This window comes from Streptomyces sp. NPDC037421, assembly GCF_055602105.1.
In genome coordinates, this window is record NZ_JBVJWV010000010.1 from 2,437 (window position 1) to 20,373 (window position 17,937).

Consider the following 17,937-nt stretch of genomic DNA (forward strand, 5'->3'; position numbering starts at 1 on the left):
AAACTTTCCCAAAGTCCCCCTGCTTTCTACCAGAGGTGGTTCTTCCTCCCGCCTGCCCCCCCCCCCACCCCCTGCCGGGGGGGGGTCGGGCGTGGGTCACGCCGGTGAGGACGCAGCTGGGGAGGGTGGAGTCACAGGTGCGCACGTCACTGGCTCCGCCTCCCTCGCCGGTTCCGTCAACTGTTCCGCTGCTGCCTCCGCCCGTGGCGACTTTGACGTAGAGGGTGGTGGTACCCGACGGCACGTTGAAGGGCTGTTGGCGCCGGGGTTGAAGGTGACGGTCACGGGCGCCGCCTCGGCGGGCGCGGCCAAAGGCAGCACCACCAACGCCGCCGGCAGCGCCTCGGTGGCGAGCAGGAGCGCGCTGCGCCGGACCGGATGCCGAAGCTGTCCGGCGCCACGTCGTGGGAATACCGCATGGTGCATGGTCAGTCTCACGCTCGGGACTCCTCGACCGGGAATGCCGACTGGGTCGGACGTTGCGGTCCCTGCCCGTGACCGCCCCACGCTCAAGCCACAGCGGACCGGCGCCGGGCATCCGGACACACCGCCGCCCTGTGGCCCGGGCGGCCGCCCGTAGGATCGGCGGATGAGCAGGCGGCTTCCTTCCCCCTCCGTGTGCGTCGACGTACCCGACGGGCACGGCGTCATCGAAGTGACCGGCGACGAGGGCGGCAGCCTGCTCCTGTTCGCCGGCGACCCGGTGTTCCTCGAAGCCAACGACGGCTGCGGCAGCGTGGGCTGGCTGGCGGCCCGGGCGGGCGCGGGCGGTCCTGGGCTCGCCGAGGTCAAGTACCTCACCGAGTGGCTCAGCGCCCCCGGCCTCGTGCCCGATCCGCGTACCGGGCGGGCGGAGCCGCCGGATCCGGAGTGCCTGCGGCCGCTGCTGACGCTGCTCGCCCCCGGGCGGTACGTGATGAGGGCCGAGGTCGCCCCGCACCACCTGCGGGTGATCCACCCGCGCGCCCTCCAGGTCCAGCACTGGTACCCCGACGAGGACCTCGCGCTGGTGACCACCGACGCGTGGCCGCCCCGGGACCACAGGGCGGTGCGCGGCTACCGGGACCGCATCCGCGCCGGGGGCGACCTGCCGGCGCTGGTCGCGCTGTTCCCCACCGCCGACAGCTGGGTGGGCTACCTCCTCGACGGGCACCACAAGCTCGCCGCGTACGAGCAGGCGGGGGTCGCTCCGCTGATCATCAGGCTGACCCCCCAGGTGCCGTGCCCCTTCCGCCGCGACGACCTCGACCGCGCCCGGGCTGCGTTCTCCGACGGGGCGCCCCGGTATCAGGGCGACGCGCTGGGCAGGGTCTTCGCCTACATGCGGGCGGAGTCCGTCTGACGCGCCTGCTCTCTTGGAACGGACGTGCAATGCCGGGCTGTTGGCGCTCCCACGGAGCGCGTCGCGGCTGACGCCAAGGTTGTACGCCCCGGCTGCCGCTCCGACTTTTGTCCGCGGACAAAAGTCGGGGACTCCCCCGCCCTGTCCCCGATCAGGGGTGTGACCGGCGGAACTGGTTCTGATGCCGTAGCGCCCGTCGTCGGGAGAGGACGAGCCGGCGGTGTTGCCGGTCCACTTCTGTGACGACGACCCTGACCTCGTCCCCGACCTGGACGATCTCCTCCGGCGTCTCGGCGGGTGTCCAGGCGAGCTCCAGCAGGTGGATGAGTCCTTCGATGCCTTCGGCGACCTCCACGAAGGCGCCGAAGGGGACCAGCTTGGTGACCCGTCCCGACAGCGTCTGCCCGACCCTGGTGTCGTCGGCGAAGATCTGGAACGGGTCGGGCTGCGTGGCCCGCAAGGACAGCCGGGCTTCGCCGTTCCAGGTGTCGAACTGAAGGAACTGACACGTGACGCGCTGCCCCACCTGGACGATCTCCGTGGCCGCGTCGAAGCGTTGCCAGGCCAGCTCGGCGAACGAGATGAACCCGACGCCGGGGAAGACCGGGTGGGCGGGGCCGTCGTCCAGGGCCACGAACACACCGAAGGATTCGATGGAGGCGACGCTGCCTGACAGCCGTGCGCCGAGTTCGAGGGAGCTGAGGAACTCCCAGAGCCCCGGTGTCTCTGCGATGTCCATGGCCCGCCACCCTATGACCCGTACTGCGAGCCTTGACGGGCGGGGCACTCACCAGGGCATGAGCCGTCTCAGCCGTACACGGCGAGCCGCCGGGCTGCTCTCCCCCGCGTCCTGCGGGTGGACAGCGGCTTCCGGCTGCCCCGTCGCTCCCGGCCCGGTCGCGCGCTCGATGTGCTTCTTCAGCAACCGCACGGCCATGTCGTGGTCGTAGCCGAGGGCGATGTCCATGGGGGTCCGGCCATCGGATCCGGAGAGTTGTGGGTCCGCTCCGTACGCCAGGAGAACCGCGGTCGTCCGGACGGTCAGAGGGCGTCCGCTCTGCAGTGCGCTGTCCCCCTCCACATCGATGGCGTGGGCCAGCAGCGTCATGTCCCCGAAGAACTCGTCGGGATCCGCGCCGCCGTCCAGCAGCCGGGCCAGCGCCTCCACGTCTTCGAGCTCAACGGCCTGGTGAGCGGGGGTCCAGAGGTTCTCCATCAGGTCATTCAATCCCACTGCCCGGCGCTTGGCGTGCGGCGGAGCCGCCGGCGGCGCACCAGATTCCGCCCCGACTTTTGTCCGCGGACAAAAGTCGGGCGGTCAGTGCTCAGTCGGGCCTTGACCGGAACCGGACGGGGGGCTCGGTACGAACTGGCTCAGCCGGTACGTGGTCGGGTGGATCAGGCGCCCGCAGAAGGTGTCCATGCGTACGGCGGTCCAGTCGATCTCCGGGTCTGAGACTCGGAGTCGACGGATGTGCGCGCGAAACGCGGAGGCGTCCTGGGTCTCGAAGAGCACGTCCCATCGGCCCGCGCGGGGTGCGTAGCGAGCGGCGCTCCGCTCCCCCTCCTCCTGGTGCTGTCGTTTCCTCTTCCGCTGTCCCGGCATCGCCCCAGCATCGTCGGTTCCATGCCATCGGAGCAAGATCGCCGCTGGAAGCGGAATTGGCCGGTTCGCGCTCTGTTCGGTCCGGCCACCAGGTGGTGAGCTGGTGACGTGTCGGGGATCATCGCGGCCGCCATCGCCGTCATCGGGACTCTGCTCGGTGCTGTCATCGCGCACCGCTACCAGGAGAAGAGCACGGCCCGGGCCGCGGCTCGTGCCGAGCGCGAGCGGAGCCACCAGCGTCTCCTGGATGCGTGCGCCGACTTCGCCGCCCTGTCCGAGGACTACCGGCGGGCCCAGTACGACCGGTGGACCAGCCAGCGGGCGGCTCTCGACTCCGAGACGCTGCTCGCCGCGCGGGCGGAGTCGTACCGGCTCTACGTTGAGGTCCGCAGCAGTCTCTTCCGGCTCCGCCTCGTCGCCCATGGGGCGCAGGCGCAGCGGCTCGCCGAGCAGGCTGCGGAGATCCAGGTGAAGACTCGGGAGATCTTCTTCGCCTCTGACAGGAGTGACATGCTGGCCCGGGGCGAGGCTGTGGAGCACGCCTGCGAGGCCTTCGTGCTGCGGGCCCGGGAGGTGCTGGCGGCCGGTGAGTGACCCTGCCTGACGACTGCGGCCCGACCCGACTTTTGTCCGCGGACAAAAGTCACCCTCCGCGATAGAGGCAGGGGCCGGCCGGAGAGACGAGAAGGCCACCGCAGACACGCCCTGCCCGCAGGCCGCCCGTTCAGCCGCGGGCGGGTTCGACATCGAGCGTGATCCGCTTCTCAGAAGCCACCGGAACGGTGGCTAGAGTCCGCTGTCATGGACGCTAGAGATCTCGACCACCGTGCCCGGACCCTCTCCGGCATCATTCCTCCGCCCGTGGTCTCCCGGCTCCTTGAGCTCGGCTACGAAGCGGAGGTGGAAGTACAGGCGGGCCGCGCGGAGTGGTTCTGCGCGCTGGAGTGGGCGCGGCTGCTCGGCGGCCGGGGGCGGCAGGAGGAGGCGTTGGAGGTGCTCGCTCCGTACGTGGGCACGGGCTGGTGGCCGGCCGTCCGGGCCCAGGTGCGGCTGCTGGAGGACTGGGGGCGGGTGGAGGAGGCGATCGCGCGGGCCCGGCCGTACGCGAGGGGCGGGGGGTACAAGCTGGAGCTGCTCGCGCGCCTGCTCGCCCGGCACGGGCGCCTGGACGAAGCGGTGCCGCTCCTGACCGCCGGGATCGAGGACCCGGGCCTCGCCGCGGCACTCGTCGAACTCACCGAGGGGGCGGGCCTGGACGAGGAGATCGCCCCGCTGCTGGCCTCCCAGATTCCGGTCGGGCACCGCTGCGACGACCCGTGGTGCTGCCGGGGCCTCGATCCGGATACGGCCATCGGCCTGCTCGCCGCGGTCCGTGAGCGGCAGGGCCGAGTCGACGAGGCGATCGGCCTCCTGCACACCCGGCAGTTCACCTCCGTCAACAACCGGGACCAGCTGGCCGACCTGCTGGCGAGGCAGGACCGGATCGAGGAACTGCGCGCGTACGCGAGGTCGGAGCCCCACGGGCACGCCGCACGGCGCCTCGCCGAGCTGCTGGAGGAGCTCGGCGACGTCGAGGGCGCCATCGCCGTGTACCGGCAGCCTGTGCACCGGTCTCATGCGGCGCCGGACTTGGCCGAGCTCCTGGCCCGGCAGAACCGGGGCGACGAGGCGATCGAGGTGTTGCGTACCCTCGTGGACTCCCCCGGCGGTGCGGACGACTGGGTCGTCGACAGACTGTCCACCCTGTACGTCGACCAGGGCCGCCCCGCCGACGGCCTGGCTCACCTCGACACCCTGACGGCACGCCGGGGTGTCGACGCGGAGGAGGACTGGGCGTTCTTCAGACCGCGGCTGCGGCTCATGGCCGCCTGCGGCCGGCTCGACGAAGCGATCGGGCTGGCGCGTGCACGGCCCGAGGACGGAAGCCGGTACGCGGCAGCCTGGACCGTCTCCGAGCTGCTCGCCGAGTCCGGCCGCATCGAGGAGGCCGTCGTGGTCCTGGAACCCCACGGCGCCGACCACCGCGCCCGCCTGGCCGACCATCTCATCGTTCTCGGCCGGGTCGAGGAAGCCGTGGAACTCTTCCAGCGGCGCGAGCCCGAGCCGTTCGTACCGGTGTGGTCGGGCACCTTCGTGGCCGACCCACCGTTGTGACCTCATGACGACGGCCCGACTTTTGTCCGCGGACAAAAGTCGGGCCGTCGTCATGAGGGGGACCGGCGGTCAGCGGCTGCCGGTCGTCCTGCCGTTGCTGTCGATCAGGAGCATGGTCAGCTCCGCGCGCTGCCTCGGTGGCATGTTCTGGCGGATCGCCTCGAAGACCGCCTGGGGGTCGCCCCACGCGACCGGGACCGTCTCCGTGCTCTTCGCCTGGACCGGGATCGCCATCTCCGGTTCGGGCTCGGGCTCGGGCTCGGGCTCCGGTTCGGTCTCGGCGATGACGGGCTCCGGCGTGCCGTGCGCCTCCAGCGGCGGGGGAGTGGGGCTCACCGCGAGCGGAGCAGCGGCTTCCACCACGGCTGCCGACATCGGCTCAGAGGCCGATTCCGGGGCCGGCTCCGGGGCCCGACTTTTGTCCGCGGACAAAAGTCGGGGCTGCGGGTCGGTGTGCTCCGGGGCGGAGACGAGCGCGGGGCTCGGCTCGACGGGCACCGCCGGGACGGGCGACGGTACGGGTACCGGTACCGGGGCGGACTCACGGGCCTCGCGCAGAATCTCCCGCTGGACCGCCTTGGCCTGGGCCTCCTGCGCCTTGTTCTCCTGGAGCAGGTCCAGCAGGGAAGCCGCGTCCACGCCCGGCCGGTCCTTCGCCGCGCGCGCAAGGAGACGTCCGTCCCGCTCGGGCATGTCACCGGAGCTCAGCATGGTCTGGATCTCCTCCGGGAGTTCCAGGAGGACCAGCTGGTTGGTGATCCACGACGGCGACTTCCCCAGCCGCTCCGCCGCACGCGACTTCGCCCCGTGCTCCCGGCCCTGCTCCGCGCAGGTGTCGACGAGCTGCTGCACACCGCGGGCGCGCTCGATGACGTCGAAGTCCTCGCGTTCGAGGTTCTCCGCGAGGAGGTGGTCGATGAAGTCGGTACGGGAGGCCGCCAGGTCGTCGCGTACGACGAAGTCCAGCGACTCCAGCCCCACGTGCACGGCACTGCGGAAACGGCGCTCGCCGTTGATGAGGACGTACGCGGCCGCCCCGATCCGGGACGCGTGGTCCGGCCACAGGCCGAGGTAGGCCTCGCGTCCGACGACGACACAGGCCGAGAGCTGCGCCTGCCGCAGCTCCTCGCCGAAGCGGGTCTTCTCCTCGTCCGTACCGAAGTTGCGGCGCGGGTTGAGGGGGGTGGGGGAGACCTGGTCGAGGGGGACGCGGATCAGCTCGTACGCCGGTACGTCGCCCTGCGCGATGGCCTTGGCCCGCCCGCGCTCGCTCCGGCCACCGGCGCGGCGGGCATTGCTGAAGGCCGCGCCGGTGCCGAGGAGGTCGCTCTTGCTCATACCGCGATCCTCCGGGCGATCTCACGCATGGCCTCGGACTGCTCGCAGTCGGGTGCGTAGTGCAGCAGGGGCAGCTTGACGCGTACGGCCTCGCGCTGCTCCTTCAGGTCGGAGATGACGGTGATGACCGGCGGGTCCCCGAACTCCTTCCAGCTGTTGAGGGAGGAGGTGACGACGTAGCCCTTGCGGCTGTCGTAGAGGTTGACGACGAAACCGAGCTGCGCGATGTCGATGTCGAGGTCGTCGATGAGGTCTTCGAGCTGCTCGCTGAGCATGTCGTACGCGTCGGCGGAGGTGTCCTCGGCCTGGACGGGAACGACGATGCCGGAGGTCTTCGGCACCTCGCCCTCGCGGGTGCGGGAGTAGTAGAGGGCGGTGTCCATGGTGTAGCCGAGGCTGGGCGGGCAGTCGACGACGATGTAGTCGAACTCCTTCTCCAGCTCCTCCAGCGCCTTCTCCAGCGCCGTCTCCTTGGTGCGCACGTGGCGGGTGGTGGCCAGCCGGGCGTCCAGGAGGAAGGCGTCCTTGCAGGACGGCAGGAGGAAGAGGCGGCCGGCGAAGACGCCGTGCTCGATGGGCACGAGGAGGTCGCGGACGCGGCCCTCGATCTCCCCCAGCATGTGCTTGGCGAGGCTGGGCTCCTTGATGCCGAGCATCTCGGCACCGAGGTGGCGGGTGAGGTGTCCCTGGGGGTCGAAGTCGATGACGCAGACCCGCGCGCCCGTCTCGGCGAGGGCCTGGGAGAGGCCGTTGCTGATGGCGCTCTTGCCGACGCCGCCCTTCTGGTTGCAGACCACGATCCGGCGGGCGCCCTCGTTGGCCGGCCGGCGGCGGCCCATGGGGGAGGGGTGGGTGTCGAGCCAGAGGCGGATCGACTGGGCCACGCCCTGGTTGTACGGGATCTCCCGCGTGCGGCAGTCGTCCTTGAACTCCCCGTACAGGCCGGTGGGGAGGTAGGTGGAGAAGGAGGAGGAGCCGGAGGTGTCCACGGGGCTGGCGGCCGAAGCGTCGGCGCGCCAGGCGTGGATGCCCTCGGTGACGGCGTCCTGGATGTCCACGCCCAACTGGGCTGCGCGGACCTTGAGTTCCTGCCTCAGGGACGCCGGCAGCTTGGCAACTACCTTTTCCCTGACTTCCGGATCGTATGGGGCGGTCATGCGGGTACCTTACTAACCTTCTGGCGGGAAGGCGAAGAGGCACACCGAAATATGTTGCCCTGGTATGGGGCGGATTGCTGTAAAGATCACCGGTTACCTTGGCCCGGGAGCCCGTTGCCCGTGGCCGCCCGGCACCACCGGTGGCCGGGGAAGGGGCGGTCCGGGTGCCGGAGTCGGTGATCGGATCACCGGTGAACACGACCGTGGTTCCCGGTCGGACGGTGAGCGTCGTGTGCGCTCCTCGAAGTCGGGCGGGGAGAGCGCTTCGGTTGGCCCGGAAGGCCAACCGAAGCACCTACACACGCCCGGCCCGGCGGGCTCGCCGTCTTGTTCAGCCGTGCTCGGGCTCCACCGGGAGCCACAGCTCGGCATCGGCCTCGCTCTTGTCCGGCGACAGGCGGGTGCGCAGGATCTCAGGACCGGTGCGGCTGCGGTACGGGTTCGACGGGAACCACTCGGTGAAGACGTCCCGCCACAGCTCCTGGATCGCCTGCGGCGCCGGCCCGGAGGTGGTGAAGACCGCCCAAGCGCCGGCCGGGACGGCCAACGTGGTCGTGCCCTCGGGAGCGGCCACGGAGGTGATCACGCCGTAGTGGTAGTCGAGTTCGGTGCCCTCGGCACGGCTGGGGTCCAGGCCGTCGCAGACCGCGACGATGCCGTGCGGCTCCTGGTCCGACAGCCTCTCCAGGCGCTCCAGCGCCTCCGGGTCGATCCCGCGGACGAAGTCCATGATCGCCTGGTTCGGTCCCGCATGCACCAGTGGCACCCGGGTCTTGAGCCCTACGACGGTGAAGTCCGCCTTGTCCACAACGCGGTATCGCATGCTGCTGCTCCCTTCAACGATGAGGCGGAAGGCCATCCGGGACTGGGAGCTGAGCTCGGCACCGGTACGCCGGGCTTCGCCCGGTCCGATGCCGTGCATGGCACGGAACGCCCGCGCGAACGCCTCGCCGGAGCTGTAGCCGTAGCGCACCGCGATCTCCAGCAGAGTGTCACGCCCCGCGACTACTTCGGCGCCCGCGAGAGTGAGCCGACGGCGCCGGATGTACTCCGACAGCGGTATGCCCGCGAGCGCGGAGAACATCCGGCGCAGGTGGTACTCCGAGGTGGCCGCGATGCGTGCCAGCTCTTCCACCTCGACGTCCTGGTCGAGACGGCGCTCGATGTGCTCCATGGCCTGGTTCAGCCGCTCCAGCATTCCCGGTGTCCTTCCTCTTGACGACCACCACGCTAGGCAGCACCTGCCATGCCGGACCCGACATCCTGTGCCCGATCAAGTCGGGTACGCCCGTCGGTGGGCAGGCCCGCCCAAGCGCTTGGAGACCGGCTGAAGGGCGGTCACACTGCTCCGTCGAGGTGACGCTCAAGGCCCCGCGCGGACACCGCCGTCCACCAAAAAGCCCTGTACGCCCCGCTGGCGGCCCATGACCTCCGGGAAGGTCGCAGGACACCGGGGAAGTCGGGATCGGCCCTCAGAGGGGTCGTTCTGTCGGTCGATTTTTGTCCGTTGCGCCGGAAAACGAGGCGTGTCGCGGCATTGGTGTCCGTGCTCATCCGATCGAGGCGTCCACCGGTCAGACGACGACCTCCTGCCGCTCGGCCGCCTTCCGCGTCTTCACCCCGCCGACGATGAGCGCCAGGCCCAGGGCGACGACGCCGAGGTACGCGGTGGACGGAAGGTCGACGACCTTGTGCATCCAGCCCCACTCCGTGCCGAAGAAGGTCTGTGAAGCAAAGCTGACGAGCCCCTGGGCTCCTACGACGTAGCCGATGCTTTCGAGGGTGTATCCGATGGTTGTTCGCACGGATCAACCCTCTCGCGGCGATGCCGCGGGATCGTCCTCCGCAGGTTCGAAAACGCAGTAGGCCGAAGGATGCAGTCCGATGCAGTCTTTTGCGGTCCGACCAGGATCCGCCGGACACCCCAGCCGCGGTCCTCCGCCTACGCGGTCTCTGCGGTCTGGTCGGCCGTCGGCTGCGGGCCGTCGATCCCAGGGGCCAGCCCCTGGACCCCGCCAGCGCCTGGCCGCGCTGGACCGGCCGCAGCATGGGGGGCTCCTCGCCCCCCAGACCCCCTCGCCAGGCGCTCCGGCGCCCTGGACCCGCTCCCCCTCGCGCCCTGCCCCGGCTCCCTGACGGTCGCCGGTGCACCCCTCGGGCGCTGGGCGCCCTCACTGGGCACGAGGGCCGGGCGAACCGGGGCCGGTGCCGGACGTGGCCGGGGCGGGGGAGGCCCGGGCCGGTATGCCGACTGCGGGTACCAGGTGCTGAGGGTGTGTCGGCTGAGGCATCAGGGGGAGCGGGGAGCGATGCGCAGTCGAGGCGGACCCCGGATGAGGTGCATGAGGTGGATGAGGTACGGGGCCGGGTCATGGCCACAGACGTCGGTGTGGCCAGGTCATCCGGCAGGTTGCTCTTTAGTAAGAGGCGGCGGCGTTTGCGTGGCTCTGACCTGGGATTTTGTCCGAGGCTATGTGTCCCCCAGGACACGTTCGGGGTCGCCGAGTGTGTACCTGGCGAGCACATTCAGCGGAAAACTCAAGCACCGGTTGATTTTTGACGGGCGCTCACCGCCCTGACGGAACCGCAGGTCAGCGCGCCGAGTCGAGGAGCCCGGACCGCCTGCCGGCATTCGTGGCGTCTGCACGTACGTGCCGCCATCGCGACAACCCAAATCAAGCAGGCGTGTACTTCCGGCGCTCGCGGGCTCGGAAACTTCAGCCTCCGTGTACTTTTGGCGCCGCGTTCGAACAGGGCCGGGCCCGCAGGTCCCCTCCGGCGCGTCGCCGCGTCAAAAGACAAGCACACGTTGATTTTCTGGATACTCTCGGACCGCCTGAGTAACGAGGAGGTCCTGTGACATCTGATCCGCCCGCCCGTCGTCGGCGCGGGCCCCGGGCAGTACCCGCACCCACCTCAGCGGGGAACGAAGCCGAGTACGGAGACATCCTGGCGGTCCTGGGCCAGCAGCTCGGGGAGAAGGTCGCCGAGGTCGCCGCGACGGCCGACCCCGGAGGCCGCCGCCGGCTCAAGGGTGTGCACTTCGAGTACGCGGCCGACCCGAAGGCCGTCCACGACATGGCCGGAGGCTCCGGATACAGCCTGGCCAGCAACTGGTTCACCCAGCTGCTCGCACAGCTGGCCGTCGCGAACAGCATCACCAAGTCCCAGCTCTGCGTCTTCCTCTTCGTGGCCGGCGGGCAGGTGCCGGGGACCGGCGTCACCCCGTACACCCAGCAGGAGATCACCGACGGGCTGAACAGGATCGCCGCTCAGAAGGGCGGCAAGATGATCACGCGTTCCACGGTCAACCGCGCCGTGCAGGCACTGTGCGGCTACAACTGGGTGGAGAAGGCGGGCCGGGGGCGGATCCAGCTCAACGTGCGCCTGTGGTTCCACGGCAACAGCACCGCCCAGCACGTCGTACTCGCCGAGATCGCCGACCGGCACGAGCACGACGTCGAGGCGTTCCCCTACGCTGTGGGCCCGCAAGGTGCCCATCAGGAGGAACTCGACCTCGACTTCGGGGCAGCAGCCGACTACCGCGGAAGGAAACGTACGGGGTGATAGTGCTGCCAGGCCCGTCCTCCACCAGGGACCACCGCCACCGCTCACGAGGAAGGCTCTCCCATGGCTAACGTCATGTCTCCGATCGTCTCGGAGCGCATCTGGGCCCTGCCGTTGTCAGGGTCCGCCGTCAAGTTCCTGCAGTACCTGGTCTCCCGCAGCGACTTCGGGGGAGCACTGGCGGTCCGGCAGAAGGACATGGCGGCCGAGTACGGGGTCACGCCGCAGGCCGTCAGCGGGCTCATGGCTCCGCTGTGCGAGCTGAACATCGTGCTCAGGCCGCGCAGCGAGGAGCGCAACGGCAACTCCTACCGGCTCCACCCGCTGGCGGCGAAGTACGAGAGCCCCGAAAGCATGGAGGCGGCGTTCCGCGCCGCCCTCGTGCGCATCCAGTCGGGGGACCTGCCCAACCTGAAGCTGCCGACGTACCACCAGGCGCCGCCCACCCCTACGACGGGCCGCCCGAAGCTCCAAGTGGCCTGAGCCGCCACCACCTCGGCCGTCGCCGGGACAAGACGAGGGGCCCTCCACATGATGGAGGGCCCCTCGCGCCTGAGTAACTTGTGCCCCCACTATATCCGCCAGGCCCCTGCTTGGGACAGCCGAACGGAAACCGCATCGGTGCGGTGTCCACGCCTACGGGGCTATGCGGGCTCCAGCAGGGTCCGCTCCAGTTGTCGCCACGTCGGCCGGGGCTCGGTCATGGGGCGTACGACCGTGAGCAGCCGTCCGTCGAGGCAGGCGTCGAAGCGCCCCTCCGCCCGGACCCGGTGGTTCCTGAAGCCCACGGGTCTCAGGGCATGCTCCGGGAGCACACCGAGCAGGACCTCATGGGTGGCCGGCCCGAGCTGGTCGGCCAGCACCCAGCTGCCCCGTACGGGAACATCTGCGAGGGTCGCTCCGGGGCCGTTCTCCGGGGCGGACTCGTACAGCCTCCGGGCGAGTTCCCCGGCCCGCGAGTCCGGGGTGGCCCCGGCCTCGGCGATGGCCTGCTGTTGCGGCAGGCGCTGCATGCCGAGGAGGTCGACAGCATCCTCGGCATCCTCTGCCCCGTGCGGATCCTGACCCGGTTCCAGGATGTCGTGCTCTGGCTGGGGGAACACCGGCGGGGACTTGGGAAGCGGGAAGCTCCATTCCTCGGGCAGCTCCCCGGGCGCCGTCTCCTCTGATGACGTCGCCTCGCCCTCCTCCACCCATACGTCGCTGAAGTCCACGTCCAGACGGTCGTCCTCGGGCAGGAACACGTCGATGCCCACCCCCGCACGGCCGATGTGGGCCCAGGTCATGAAACATGCGTGACCACCGTGCGACTGTGCCCAGACGGCGAGCTCGCGCAACCGGTCCTTCTGGCCGGCGAGTGCCGTCCGGGGAAAGAGGGTGAGTGCACTGCGGTGCCTGCCCCTCGCCTCCCCGGCCACTGGACCACTGGGCAGGTGGAAGAGCAGGTCCGGGCGTACGCCGCCCGCGTTGTAGTGGCCGTGGAGTTCCTTGGGAAGGGCGTCGAAGCTGTGCAGCGGATTCGCTCCTTGCTGCCATCCGTAGAGCGCCTCGCTCGCCGCGGTCAGCATCCCCAGGCCGGAGCACTCGCTGACGAACCCTCGTATGTGGCGGGAGCTCGCTGTGAAGGCCTGATTGTCCAGGGTCAGGGGCCCTTGGCCGCCGGCCGTGCTGAGGTAGCTGGTCAGGAGGCGGACTTCGAGCTGTTTGGTCCGGTAGTCGAGGACCTTGCGCAGGTCACAGGCCAGCGCGTTGATGTGCAGGATCCGGGCCAGGCTCACGGGCAGCCGTCCCTGGTCCACGGGCCTCACACCGACGCGGGTCCCTCGATTCCGCAGACCGAACCGCCAGACCCTGGCCCGTACGGTGTTCATCCTCCTGCTCCCCTCCCCGGTGATCTGTCGTACTCCCGACGGTAGGGGATGGGTCTGACAAACGTTTCCGGAGCCGTTGAACGCGCTCGGCTGCCAGGGACTGAAGTACCGGAGCTGCCGAGCAGACTCCGGGAGAAGGCCAGTTGGACCCGGGCAGGTCGCCACGGTTCAGTCCCTGAGTCCCTCGGTCCCTCAGTCCCTGGGCATTTCCGCAGGTCAGAGCCTATCCACTTGCAAGGACAGGGACTGAAGGGACTCAGAATCCACTCTTCCAGCCTTTACGTGCGTGTGTGTATGCGCGGGCGTAAGCAGTACTGGTTCCATATTCACGTCATAACTAGAAAATTGAGTCCCTTCGGTCCCTGTTCAGTCCCTGCCGCTTGGGAGGCGAACCGGTTGACCTGCAGGTTTGTCAGTGACCGAAGCGACAGGGACCGAACAGGGACCGAAGGCCGTTCCGCCCCTGTTCCCGGGGAGCTGGGGATGAGGGGGGAGGGGGCCTCCGGACGCCCCTAGGGCTTCAGTCCCTGGGTCCAGAGTCGGTGATAACCGGCAATCCGGAGCAATCCGCCGCGCGGGCCTCCGGCCGACCCCGCGGCCGCCACACCCGTCCGGAGGGACTCAAGGGACTGAAAAATCAAAACAGTCGCAGCAGCCTGCGCTGCTTCGGCGTGTCGCTGCGCTAGGCTCCGGCATTGTGAAAGTTTGGTCCCTTCAGTCCCTGCCGGGACAGGGGTCAACGCCCGGACCAGCCCACACAGTCGAACCAAGCCATGCCGCACCGCCAAGGAAGACACACGTGCCAGCCCACAGCGCAACGCCGTCACCAGCGGCAGCCGTCGGCACGGGGCACGGCCTTGAAGTGGCGCTGTGGCTGGCGGCCAAGGGCATGCCCGTCCACCCCCTCGCCCCAGGGACCAAAACACCGGCCGGGAACTGCGCCGGCTGCCGGGAGCAGCACCACGCCCCCTCCGCCTGCCCCTGCACGGCCGAAGGACGGTGGTGCCACGGCTTCCACGCCGCCACCACGGACGCAGCCGTCATCAGGGACTGGTGGCGCCAGGAGCCGCGGTTCGGCGTCGCCGTCTCCTGCGGCCCGGCAGGCCTCGTCGTCATCGACGTCGACACCCACCCGGCCGAGCTGCCGGACCGCACGCGCCTGCTCCCCGGCATCCCCATCGACGACCGGGTCGACCTGACCGGGCTGAGCTCCGGCTACGACACCCTCGCCCTCCTGGCCGCCATCCGCCGTCGGCCCGATCCCGCCCAGGACAGCGGCACGCTGCGCGTACGCACCCCCAGCGGCGGCCTGCACATCTGGTACCGCGCCCCGCTGGGAAGCCCGGCCGTCCGCTCCTCCACCGGCACCAGCACCCGTACGGCCCTCGCCTGGCAGGTCGACGTCCGGGCCACCGGCGGCTACATCGTCGCGCCCGGTACGCGTACGGCCCACGGCACCTACGAAGCCCTTCCCGGCTCCCGCACCCCCGCGCCCCTGCCGCTGTGGCTGGGCGCCGAACTCGCCCGCACCGGCCACCACCCCGCCCTCCCGAAGCCGGAGGCGGAGGCGAAGACGAAGCGGCGTGCCAAGCCCGGGAGTACGCGGCCCACGCCCGGGGAGGACGACGCCCACCGCATCCTCGGCCCCCTCCTCGCCGAAGTCCGGGACTGCGCCCACGCGCCCTCGGGCACCGCGTTCAGCGAGAAGCTCAACCGGGCGGCCTTCACCGCCGGCGGCCTCGCGGCCGCGGGCCACATCACGCTGCCCGAATGCGCCGGCCTCCTCACCGAAGCCGCGGACGCGGCCCGCCCGGGCCAGCCGCGCCGCAACCAACTCGTCATCGACTCCGGGCTCCGCGCCGGCAGCCACCGCCCTATCCACCCCAAGGGACGTTCATGAGCAGCGCAGGAAGCACCGGCTTCGACGCGCACGCCGCCGCGGAGCAGCTCGCGGTCTTCGCGGCCGAGACGGCCGGGACGGCCGGGGCCACGGCCGGGACCGGGACCGGGGCTGCCGAGACCGCCCAGCTGCCCGCCCAGCAGGTCTCCACGCCCGCGACCACGCCGCACCGCCCCGATGACTTCGTACAGTCCGGCCTGCTCGTCAACCTCACCGACCGCGGCAACGCCAAGCTCTTCGCCCACCTCCACAACCACCGCTTCCGCCACGTCGAGGGCCTCGGCTGGTACGTGTGGGACGAGTACCGGTGGAAGCGCACCGGCGGCGAGAAGGCGGCGATCTGGGCCGCCGGTGACATGGCCGAGGAGATGCCGCTGCACGACCCGCGCGGCCACTTCACCGACCGCGAGCTGGCCCAGCACCGCAAGCGCGCCATGTCCACCTCCGGGGTCAAGGCCATGCTGTCCCAGGCCAAGGCCTCCCCGGAACTGGCCCTGGACCCCGACACCCTCGACGGCGACAAGTACGCCCTGTGCACCCCCGCCGGCGTCGTCGACCTGCGCACCGGCGAGCTCCGCAAGCCCGACCCGCTCAGGGACCTGCACTCACGCGCGACCTACCTCGCGCCCGAGGCCAGCCCCACCCCCCGCTTCGCGCGCTTCCTGACGGAGACCTTCGGCGACGACGACAAGGGCAAGGAGATGATCACCTTCGTCCATCTCCTGCTGGGCTACTCCATCACCGGCGACGTCGGCGGCCAGGTCCTGCCGTTCCTCTACGGCATCGGCGCCAACGGCAAGTCCGCCCTCATGGACATCGTCATCAAGATCCTCGGCGATTACGCGGACGTCGCGCCGCCCGGCTTCCTGATGGAACGCGGCAAGTTCAACGAGCACTCCACCGAGCTCACCGAACTCCACGGCCGTCGCCTGTTCGTGTGCAGCGAGCTCAAGCCCCACGACAAGTTCGACGAGGCCCGCGTCAAACTCCTCACCGGCGGCGACCGCCTCAAGGCCCGCCGCATGCGCCAGGACTACTTCAGCTTCGAGCCCACCCACAAGCTCTGGCTGCTCGGCAACCACCGTCCCGAGGTCGGCACCGGCGGCCACGCCTTCTGGCGCCGCATCCGCCTCATCCCGTTCGACAAGGTCGTCCCCGACCACCGCAAGATCGACAACCTCGCGGAGGAACTCGTCAACCACGAGGGTCCCGGCATCCTCCACTGGATGATCCAGGGCGCGATGTCCTACCTCCGGACCAAGCCGTCCCTGACCGGCCCCACCGTCGTGCGCACCGCCACCCAGGCCTACGCCACCACCGAGGACCACATCGGCCGCTTCCTCGCCGAATGCTGCACCACCGGGGACGGCGCCGACGAGCCGCGCGACTTCAAGGTGGAGCAGGGCGCCCTGTACCGCGCGTACAGCAACTGGTGCCAGGAGGGCGAAGGCCTGCGCCCCGCCACCACCCGCGCCTTCGCCACGCGCATCCGCGCCGAGGTCGGCATCTCCTCGCCCGGCGAGATGCTCCGTTCCAACGGCCAGAAGTTCTATCCCGGCCTCGCCCTGCTCGCCGACGAGGCAGGATGAGCCGGTACGCGGCGTACGTGAGCGCCCGGCGAACGGGGCAGCCCGGGGGTGAACCGCCCGGGCCTACTGTCCGCCACCGCATCCGGCCACCTACCATGGACACGCAACGAATGAGCCACCGACAGGACGCCGCCCCGCACACCGCCATAGCCCGTGCCCGGCGCCCGGTAGCGTGGTCAGTCCGGACCGCGCAGCAGGTACGTCAGACCGAGAAGGGACCAAGGCCATGAGCTCGCTACTTCAAGCAAGCGATCTCACCCACGAGGACAAGGTGGTGTGGCTGGAAGACCCCGCACAGCTCGACTACGTACGCCAGGCCCTCGACAAGACCCCGCGCCGGCGCGGCAAGCCCCGCTACTACCGCGACGGCCGCATGGTCGGCTTCGCCGAGCTCTGCGACAGCGCGGAAGCCGACCCCGACAGCGGGCTCCAGAAGCGCCGGGTGTTCTACCTGCTGCCGCACGACCGCGACGCGGAACCGGACGGCCTGTACCGGGCCGGCGCCCCCGGCGAGGCGGTGGACCCCCGCACGGTCGAGCCGCGGCACGTCGGCATGAAGACGGAGCGCTCCCAGCGCGGAGCCGCGGGCGCCGCCACGCGCACCGTCGCCTGACGCGGGCCCGCCCAGTCGTCCGACCGTACGTACGGATTTCGAAAACTCGGTCCCTTCGGTCCCTGGGCGGCCCCTGCCGGAGCTCTGACCTGCAAGGACCGCCAGGGACTGGAGGGTGAGCGACAGGGTCCCGACGCTGGGACGGCGGTCAGGGCCGCAGGGCGTAGCAGCGGAGCACGTCGACGTCGGCGACCCGTACGGAGGACCACCCCGCAGTGAGCGCCTCCGCCTCGGCGACGGTGATCGCGAGGCCCTTGAGCGGGTCCCCCTCCTCACGGCGGCCGGCGACTTCGGTGACGACCCAGAAGACACCGCCGGGCGCCAGGACGCGGCGTACGCGGTCGAGGAAGGCGCGCTTGTCGTCCACCCACCGGTAGACCAGACGGCAGGTCACGGCCGAGTACGCGGGCTCCGGCAGCCCCCCGAGGTCGTCGGCGCCGAAGTCCATCAGCCGCCACGCCGGCCCCGCCCCCGGGCCCGGTTCGGAGCCCTGGGCTGCGGCGAGGGCACTGGGGGCGCAGTCGATGCCGGTGACGCGGTAGCCGAGCCGGTGGTGAAGGTGGCGGGCGAGCCCACCGTCCCCGCACCCGATGTCGAGAGCGGGCCGCCCCCGACCGGAGCCGAGGCATTCCGTCAGGAAGTCGGCCTCCGGCCCCTCCAACGGCCTGTAGCGGCGGCCATCGGCCCACAAGGGTTCCCAGTAGGCGGCGGATGCGGTGGTGGTCACCGGGCTCCTCGGCAGAGACGGGTCGGGCTGCGCGAACTCCACGCCGATCGTTTCGTCCTCCGCCTGCCGCGCG

At 70.5% G+C, this 17,937-nt stretch carries 16 protein-coding genes; 8 read left to right on the forward strand and 8 right to left on the reverse strand.

Annotation, left to right across the window (positions count from 1 at the left end):
* Nucleotides 1–589 precede the first annotated feature (589 nt).
* On the forward strand, nt 590–1,342 hold the full coding sequence (locus ACZ7IF_RS16710; protein ID WP_470971532.1) for a hypothetical protein: 753 nt from the start codon (nt 590–592) through the stop codon (nt 1,340–1,342).
* 151 nt (nt 1,343–1,493) lie between these two features.
* On the opposite strand, the gene ACZ7IF_RS16715 is transcribed toward ACZ7IF_RS16710, so the two are convergent.
* Together ACZ7IF_RS16715 and ACZ7IF_RS16720 are read right to left on the reverse strand one after the other, a co-directional pair.
* Nucleotides 1,494–2,081: a S1 RNA-binding domain-containing protein gene (locus ACZ7IF_RS16715; RefSeq protein ID WP_470971537.1), complete on the reverse strand. Its 588-nt coding sequence runs from the start codon at nt 2,079–2,081 to the stop codon at nt 1,494–1,496.
* 48 nt (nt 2,082–2,129) lie between these two features.
* The gene (locus ACZ7IF_RS16720) at nt 2,130–2,558 is read right to left on the reverse strand and encodes an ankyrin repeat domain-containing protein (RefSeq protein ID WP_470971542.1); all 429 of its coding nucleotides are present in this window, start codon (nt 2,556–2,558) and stop codon (nt 2,130–2,132) included.
* 498 nt (nt 2,559–3,056) lie between these two features.
* Between ACZ7IF_RS16720 and ACZ7IF_RS16725 the strand changes: the two genes are divergently transcribed.
* Together ACZ7IF_RS16725 and ACZ7IF_RS16730 are read left to right on the forward strand one after the other, a co-directional pair.
* The gene (locus ACZ7IF_RS16725; RefSeq protein WP_470971547.1) at nt 3,057–3,542 is read left to right on the forward strand and encodes a hypothetical protein; all 486 of its coding nucleotides are present in this window, start codon (nt 3,057–3,059) and stop codon (nt 3,540–3,542) included.
* 207 nt (nt 3,543–3,749) lie between these two features.
* Nucleotides 3,750–5,102 carry a tetratricopeptide repeat protein gene (locus ACZ7IF_RS16730; RefSeq protein ID WP_470971552.1) on the forward strand — a complete coding sequence of 451 codons (1,353 nt, stop codon included), beginning with the start codon at nt 3,750–3,752 and terminating at the stop codon, nt 5,100–5,102.
* Between the two features lie 69 nt (nt 5,103–5,171).
* On the opposite strand, the gene ACZ7IF_RS16735 is transcribed toward ACZ7IF_RS16730, so the two are convergent.
* The 4 genes from ACZ7IF_RS16735 to ACZ7IF_RS16750 all read right to left on the reverse strand — a co-directional run bounded on the left by ACZ7IF_RS16735 (nt 5,172) and on the right by ACZ7IF_RS16750 (nt 9,402).
* The gene (locus ACZ7IF_RS16735) at nt 5,172–6,440 is read right to left on the reverse strand and encodes a ParB/RepB/Spo0J family partition protein (protein ID WP_470971557.1); all 1,269 of its coding nucleotides are present in this window, start codon (nt 6,438–6,440) and stop codon (nt 5,172–5,174) included.
* Complete coding sequence (locus tag ACZ7IF_RS16740) at nt 6,437–7,597, reverse strand: ParA family protein (protein ID WP_470971563.1); 1,161 nt, start codon at nt 7,595–7,597, stop codon at nt 6,437–6,439. The genes ACZ7IF_RS16735 and ACZ7IF_RS16740 overlap by 4 nt, the downstream gene beginning before the upstream one ends.
* A 331-nt stretch (nt 7,598–7,928) precedes the next feature.
* A complete protein-coding gene (locus tag ACZ7IF_RS16745; protein ID WP_470971566.1) occupies nt 7,929–8,795 on the reverse strand; it encodes an AraC family transcriptional regulator in 867 nt (288 codons plus the stop codon).
* A 376-nt stretch (nt 8,796–9,171) separates the two neighbouring features.
* Nucleotides 9,172–9,402, reverse strand: a complete 231-nt coding sequence (locus tag ACZ7IF_RS16750) for a hypothetical protein (RefSeq protein WP_470971570.1) — start codon at nt 9,400–9,402, stop codon at nt 9,172–9,174.
* A 1,051-nt stretch (nt 9,403–10,453) separates the two neighbouring features.
* On the opposite strand from ACZ7IF_RS16750, the gene ACZ7IF_RS16755 reads away from it, so the two are divergent.
* Both ACZ7IF_RS16755 and ACZ7IF_RS16760 read left to right on the forward strand, forming a co-directional pair.
* Nucleotides 10,454–11,164 (forward strand): hypothetical protein, encoded by a 711-nt coding sequence (locus ACZ7IF_RS16755; RefSeq protein ID WP_470971573.1) that lies wholly within the window; start codon nt 10,454–10,456, stop codon nt 11,162–11,164.
* A 63-nt stretch (nt 11,165–11,227) separates the two neighbouring features.
* Nucleotides 11,228–11,647, forward strand: coding sequence for a hypothetical protein (locus ACZ7IF_RS16760; RefSeq protein WP_470971578.1), 420 nt, complete (start codon nt 11,228–11,230; stop codon nt 11,645–11,647).
* 161 nt (nt 11,648–11,808) lie between these two features.
* Here ACZ7IF_RS16760 and ACZ7IF_RS16765 read toward each other — a convergent pair whose 3' ends face one another.
* Nucleotides 11,809–13,035: a hypothetical protein gene (locus ACZ7IF_RS16765; RefSeq protein ID WP_470971582.1), complete on the reverse strand. Its 1,227-nt coding sequence runs from the start codon at nt 13,033–13,035 to the stop codon at nt 11,809–11,811.
* Nucleotides 13,036–13,897: 862 nt separating this feature from the next.
* Here ACZ7IF_RS16765 and ACZ7IF_RS16770 point away from each other — a divergent pair.
* The 3 genes from ACZ7IF_RS16770 (at nt 13,898) to ACZ7IF_RS16780 (ending at nt 17,137) form a co-directional block, all read left to right on the forward strand.
* A complete protein-coding gene (locus tag ACZ7IF_RS16770; RefSeq protein WP_470972139.1) occupies nt 13,898–14,935 on the forward strand; it encodes a bifunctional DNA primase/polymerase in 1,038 nt (345 codons plus the stop codon).
* Entirely contained in the window at nt 14,932–16,524 is a 1,593-nt protein-coding gene (locus ACZ7IF_RS16775; protein ID WP_470971586.1) for a DNA primase family protein, read from the forward strand. The genes ACZ7IF_RS16770 and ACZ7IF_RS16775 overlap by 4 nt, the downstream gene beginning before the upstream one ends.
* A gap of 226 nt (nt 16,525–16,750) precedes the next feature.
* Nucleotides 16,751–17,137, forward strand: a complete 387-nt coding sequence (locus ACZ7IF_RS16780) for a DUF6009 family protein (RefSeq protein WP_042804613.1) — start codon at nt 16,751–16,753, stop codon at nt 17,135–17,137.
* Nucleotides 17,138–17,285: 148 nt separating this feature from the next.
* Here ACZ7IF_RS16780 and ACZ7IF_RS16785 read toward each other — a convergent pair whose 3' ends face one another.
* Nucleotides 17,286–17,864, reverse strand: a complete 579-nt coding sequence (locus ACZ7IF_RS16785) for a class I SAM-dependent methyltransferase (RefSeq protein ID WP_470971594.1) — start codon at nt 17,862–17,864, stop codon at nt 17,286–17,288.
* Nucleotides 17,865–17,937 lie beyond the last annotated feature (73 nt).

Excerpts from the sequence above, each read along its gene's own strand:
- ACZ7IF_RS16710 (WP_470971532.1), top strand. The coding sequence starts at position 590 with ATGAGCAGGCGGCTTCCTTCCCCCTCCGTGTGCGTCGACGTACCCGAC.
- ACZ7IF_RS16715 (WP_470971537.1), bottom strand. The coding sequence starts at position 2,081 with ATGGACATCGCAGAGACACCGGGGCTCTGGGAGTTCCTCAGCTCCCTC.
- ACZ7IF_RS16720 (WP_470971542.1), bottom strand. The coding sequence starts at position 2,558 with ATGGAGAACCTCTGGACCCCCGCTCACCAGGCCGTTGAGCTCGAAGAC.
- ACZ7IF_RS16730 (WP_470971552.1), top strand. The coding sequence starts at position 3,750 with ATGGACGCTAGAGATCTCGACCACCGTGCCCGGACCCTCTCCGGCATC.
- ACZ7IF_RS16735 (WP_470971557.1), bottom strand. The coding sequence starts at position 6,440 with ATGAGCAAGAGCGACCTCCTCGGCACCGGCGCGGCCTTCAGCAATGCC.
- ACZ7IF_RS16740 (WP_470971563.1), bottom strand. The coding sequence starts at position 7,597 with ATGACCGCCCCATACGATCCGGAAGTCAGGGAAAAGGTAGTTGCCAAG.
- ACZ7IF_RS16745 (WP_470971566.1), bottom strand. The coding sequence starts at position 8,795 with ATGCTGGAGCGGCTGAACCAGGCCATGGAGCACATCGAGCGCCGTCTC.
- ACZ7IF_RS16760 (WP_470971578.1), top strand. The coding sequence starts at position 11,228 with ATGGCTAACGTCATGTCTCCGATCGTCTCGGAGCGCATCTGGGCCCTG.
- ACZ7IF_RS16765 (WP_470971582.1), bottom strand. The coding sequence starts at position 13,035 with ATGAACACCGTACGGGCCAGGGTCTGGCGGTTCGGTCTGCGGAATCGA.
- ACZ7IF_RS16775 (WP_470971586.1), top strand. The coding sequence starts at position 14,932 with ATGAGCAGCGCAGGAAGCACCGGCTTCGACGCGCACGCCGCCGCGGAG.
- ACZ7IF_RS16780 (WP_042804613.1), top strand. The coding sequence starts at position 16,751 with ATGAGCTCGCTACTTCAAGCAAGCGATCTCACCCACGAGGACAAGGTG.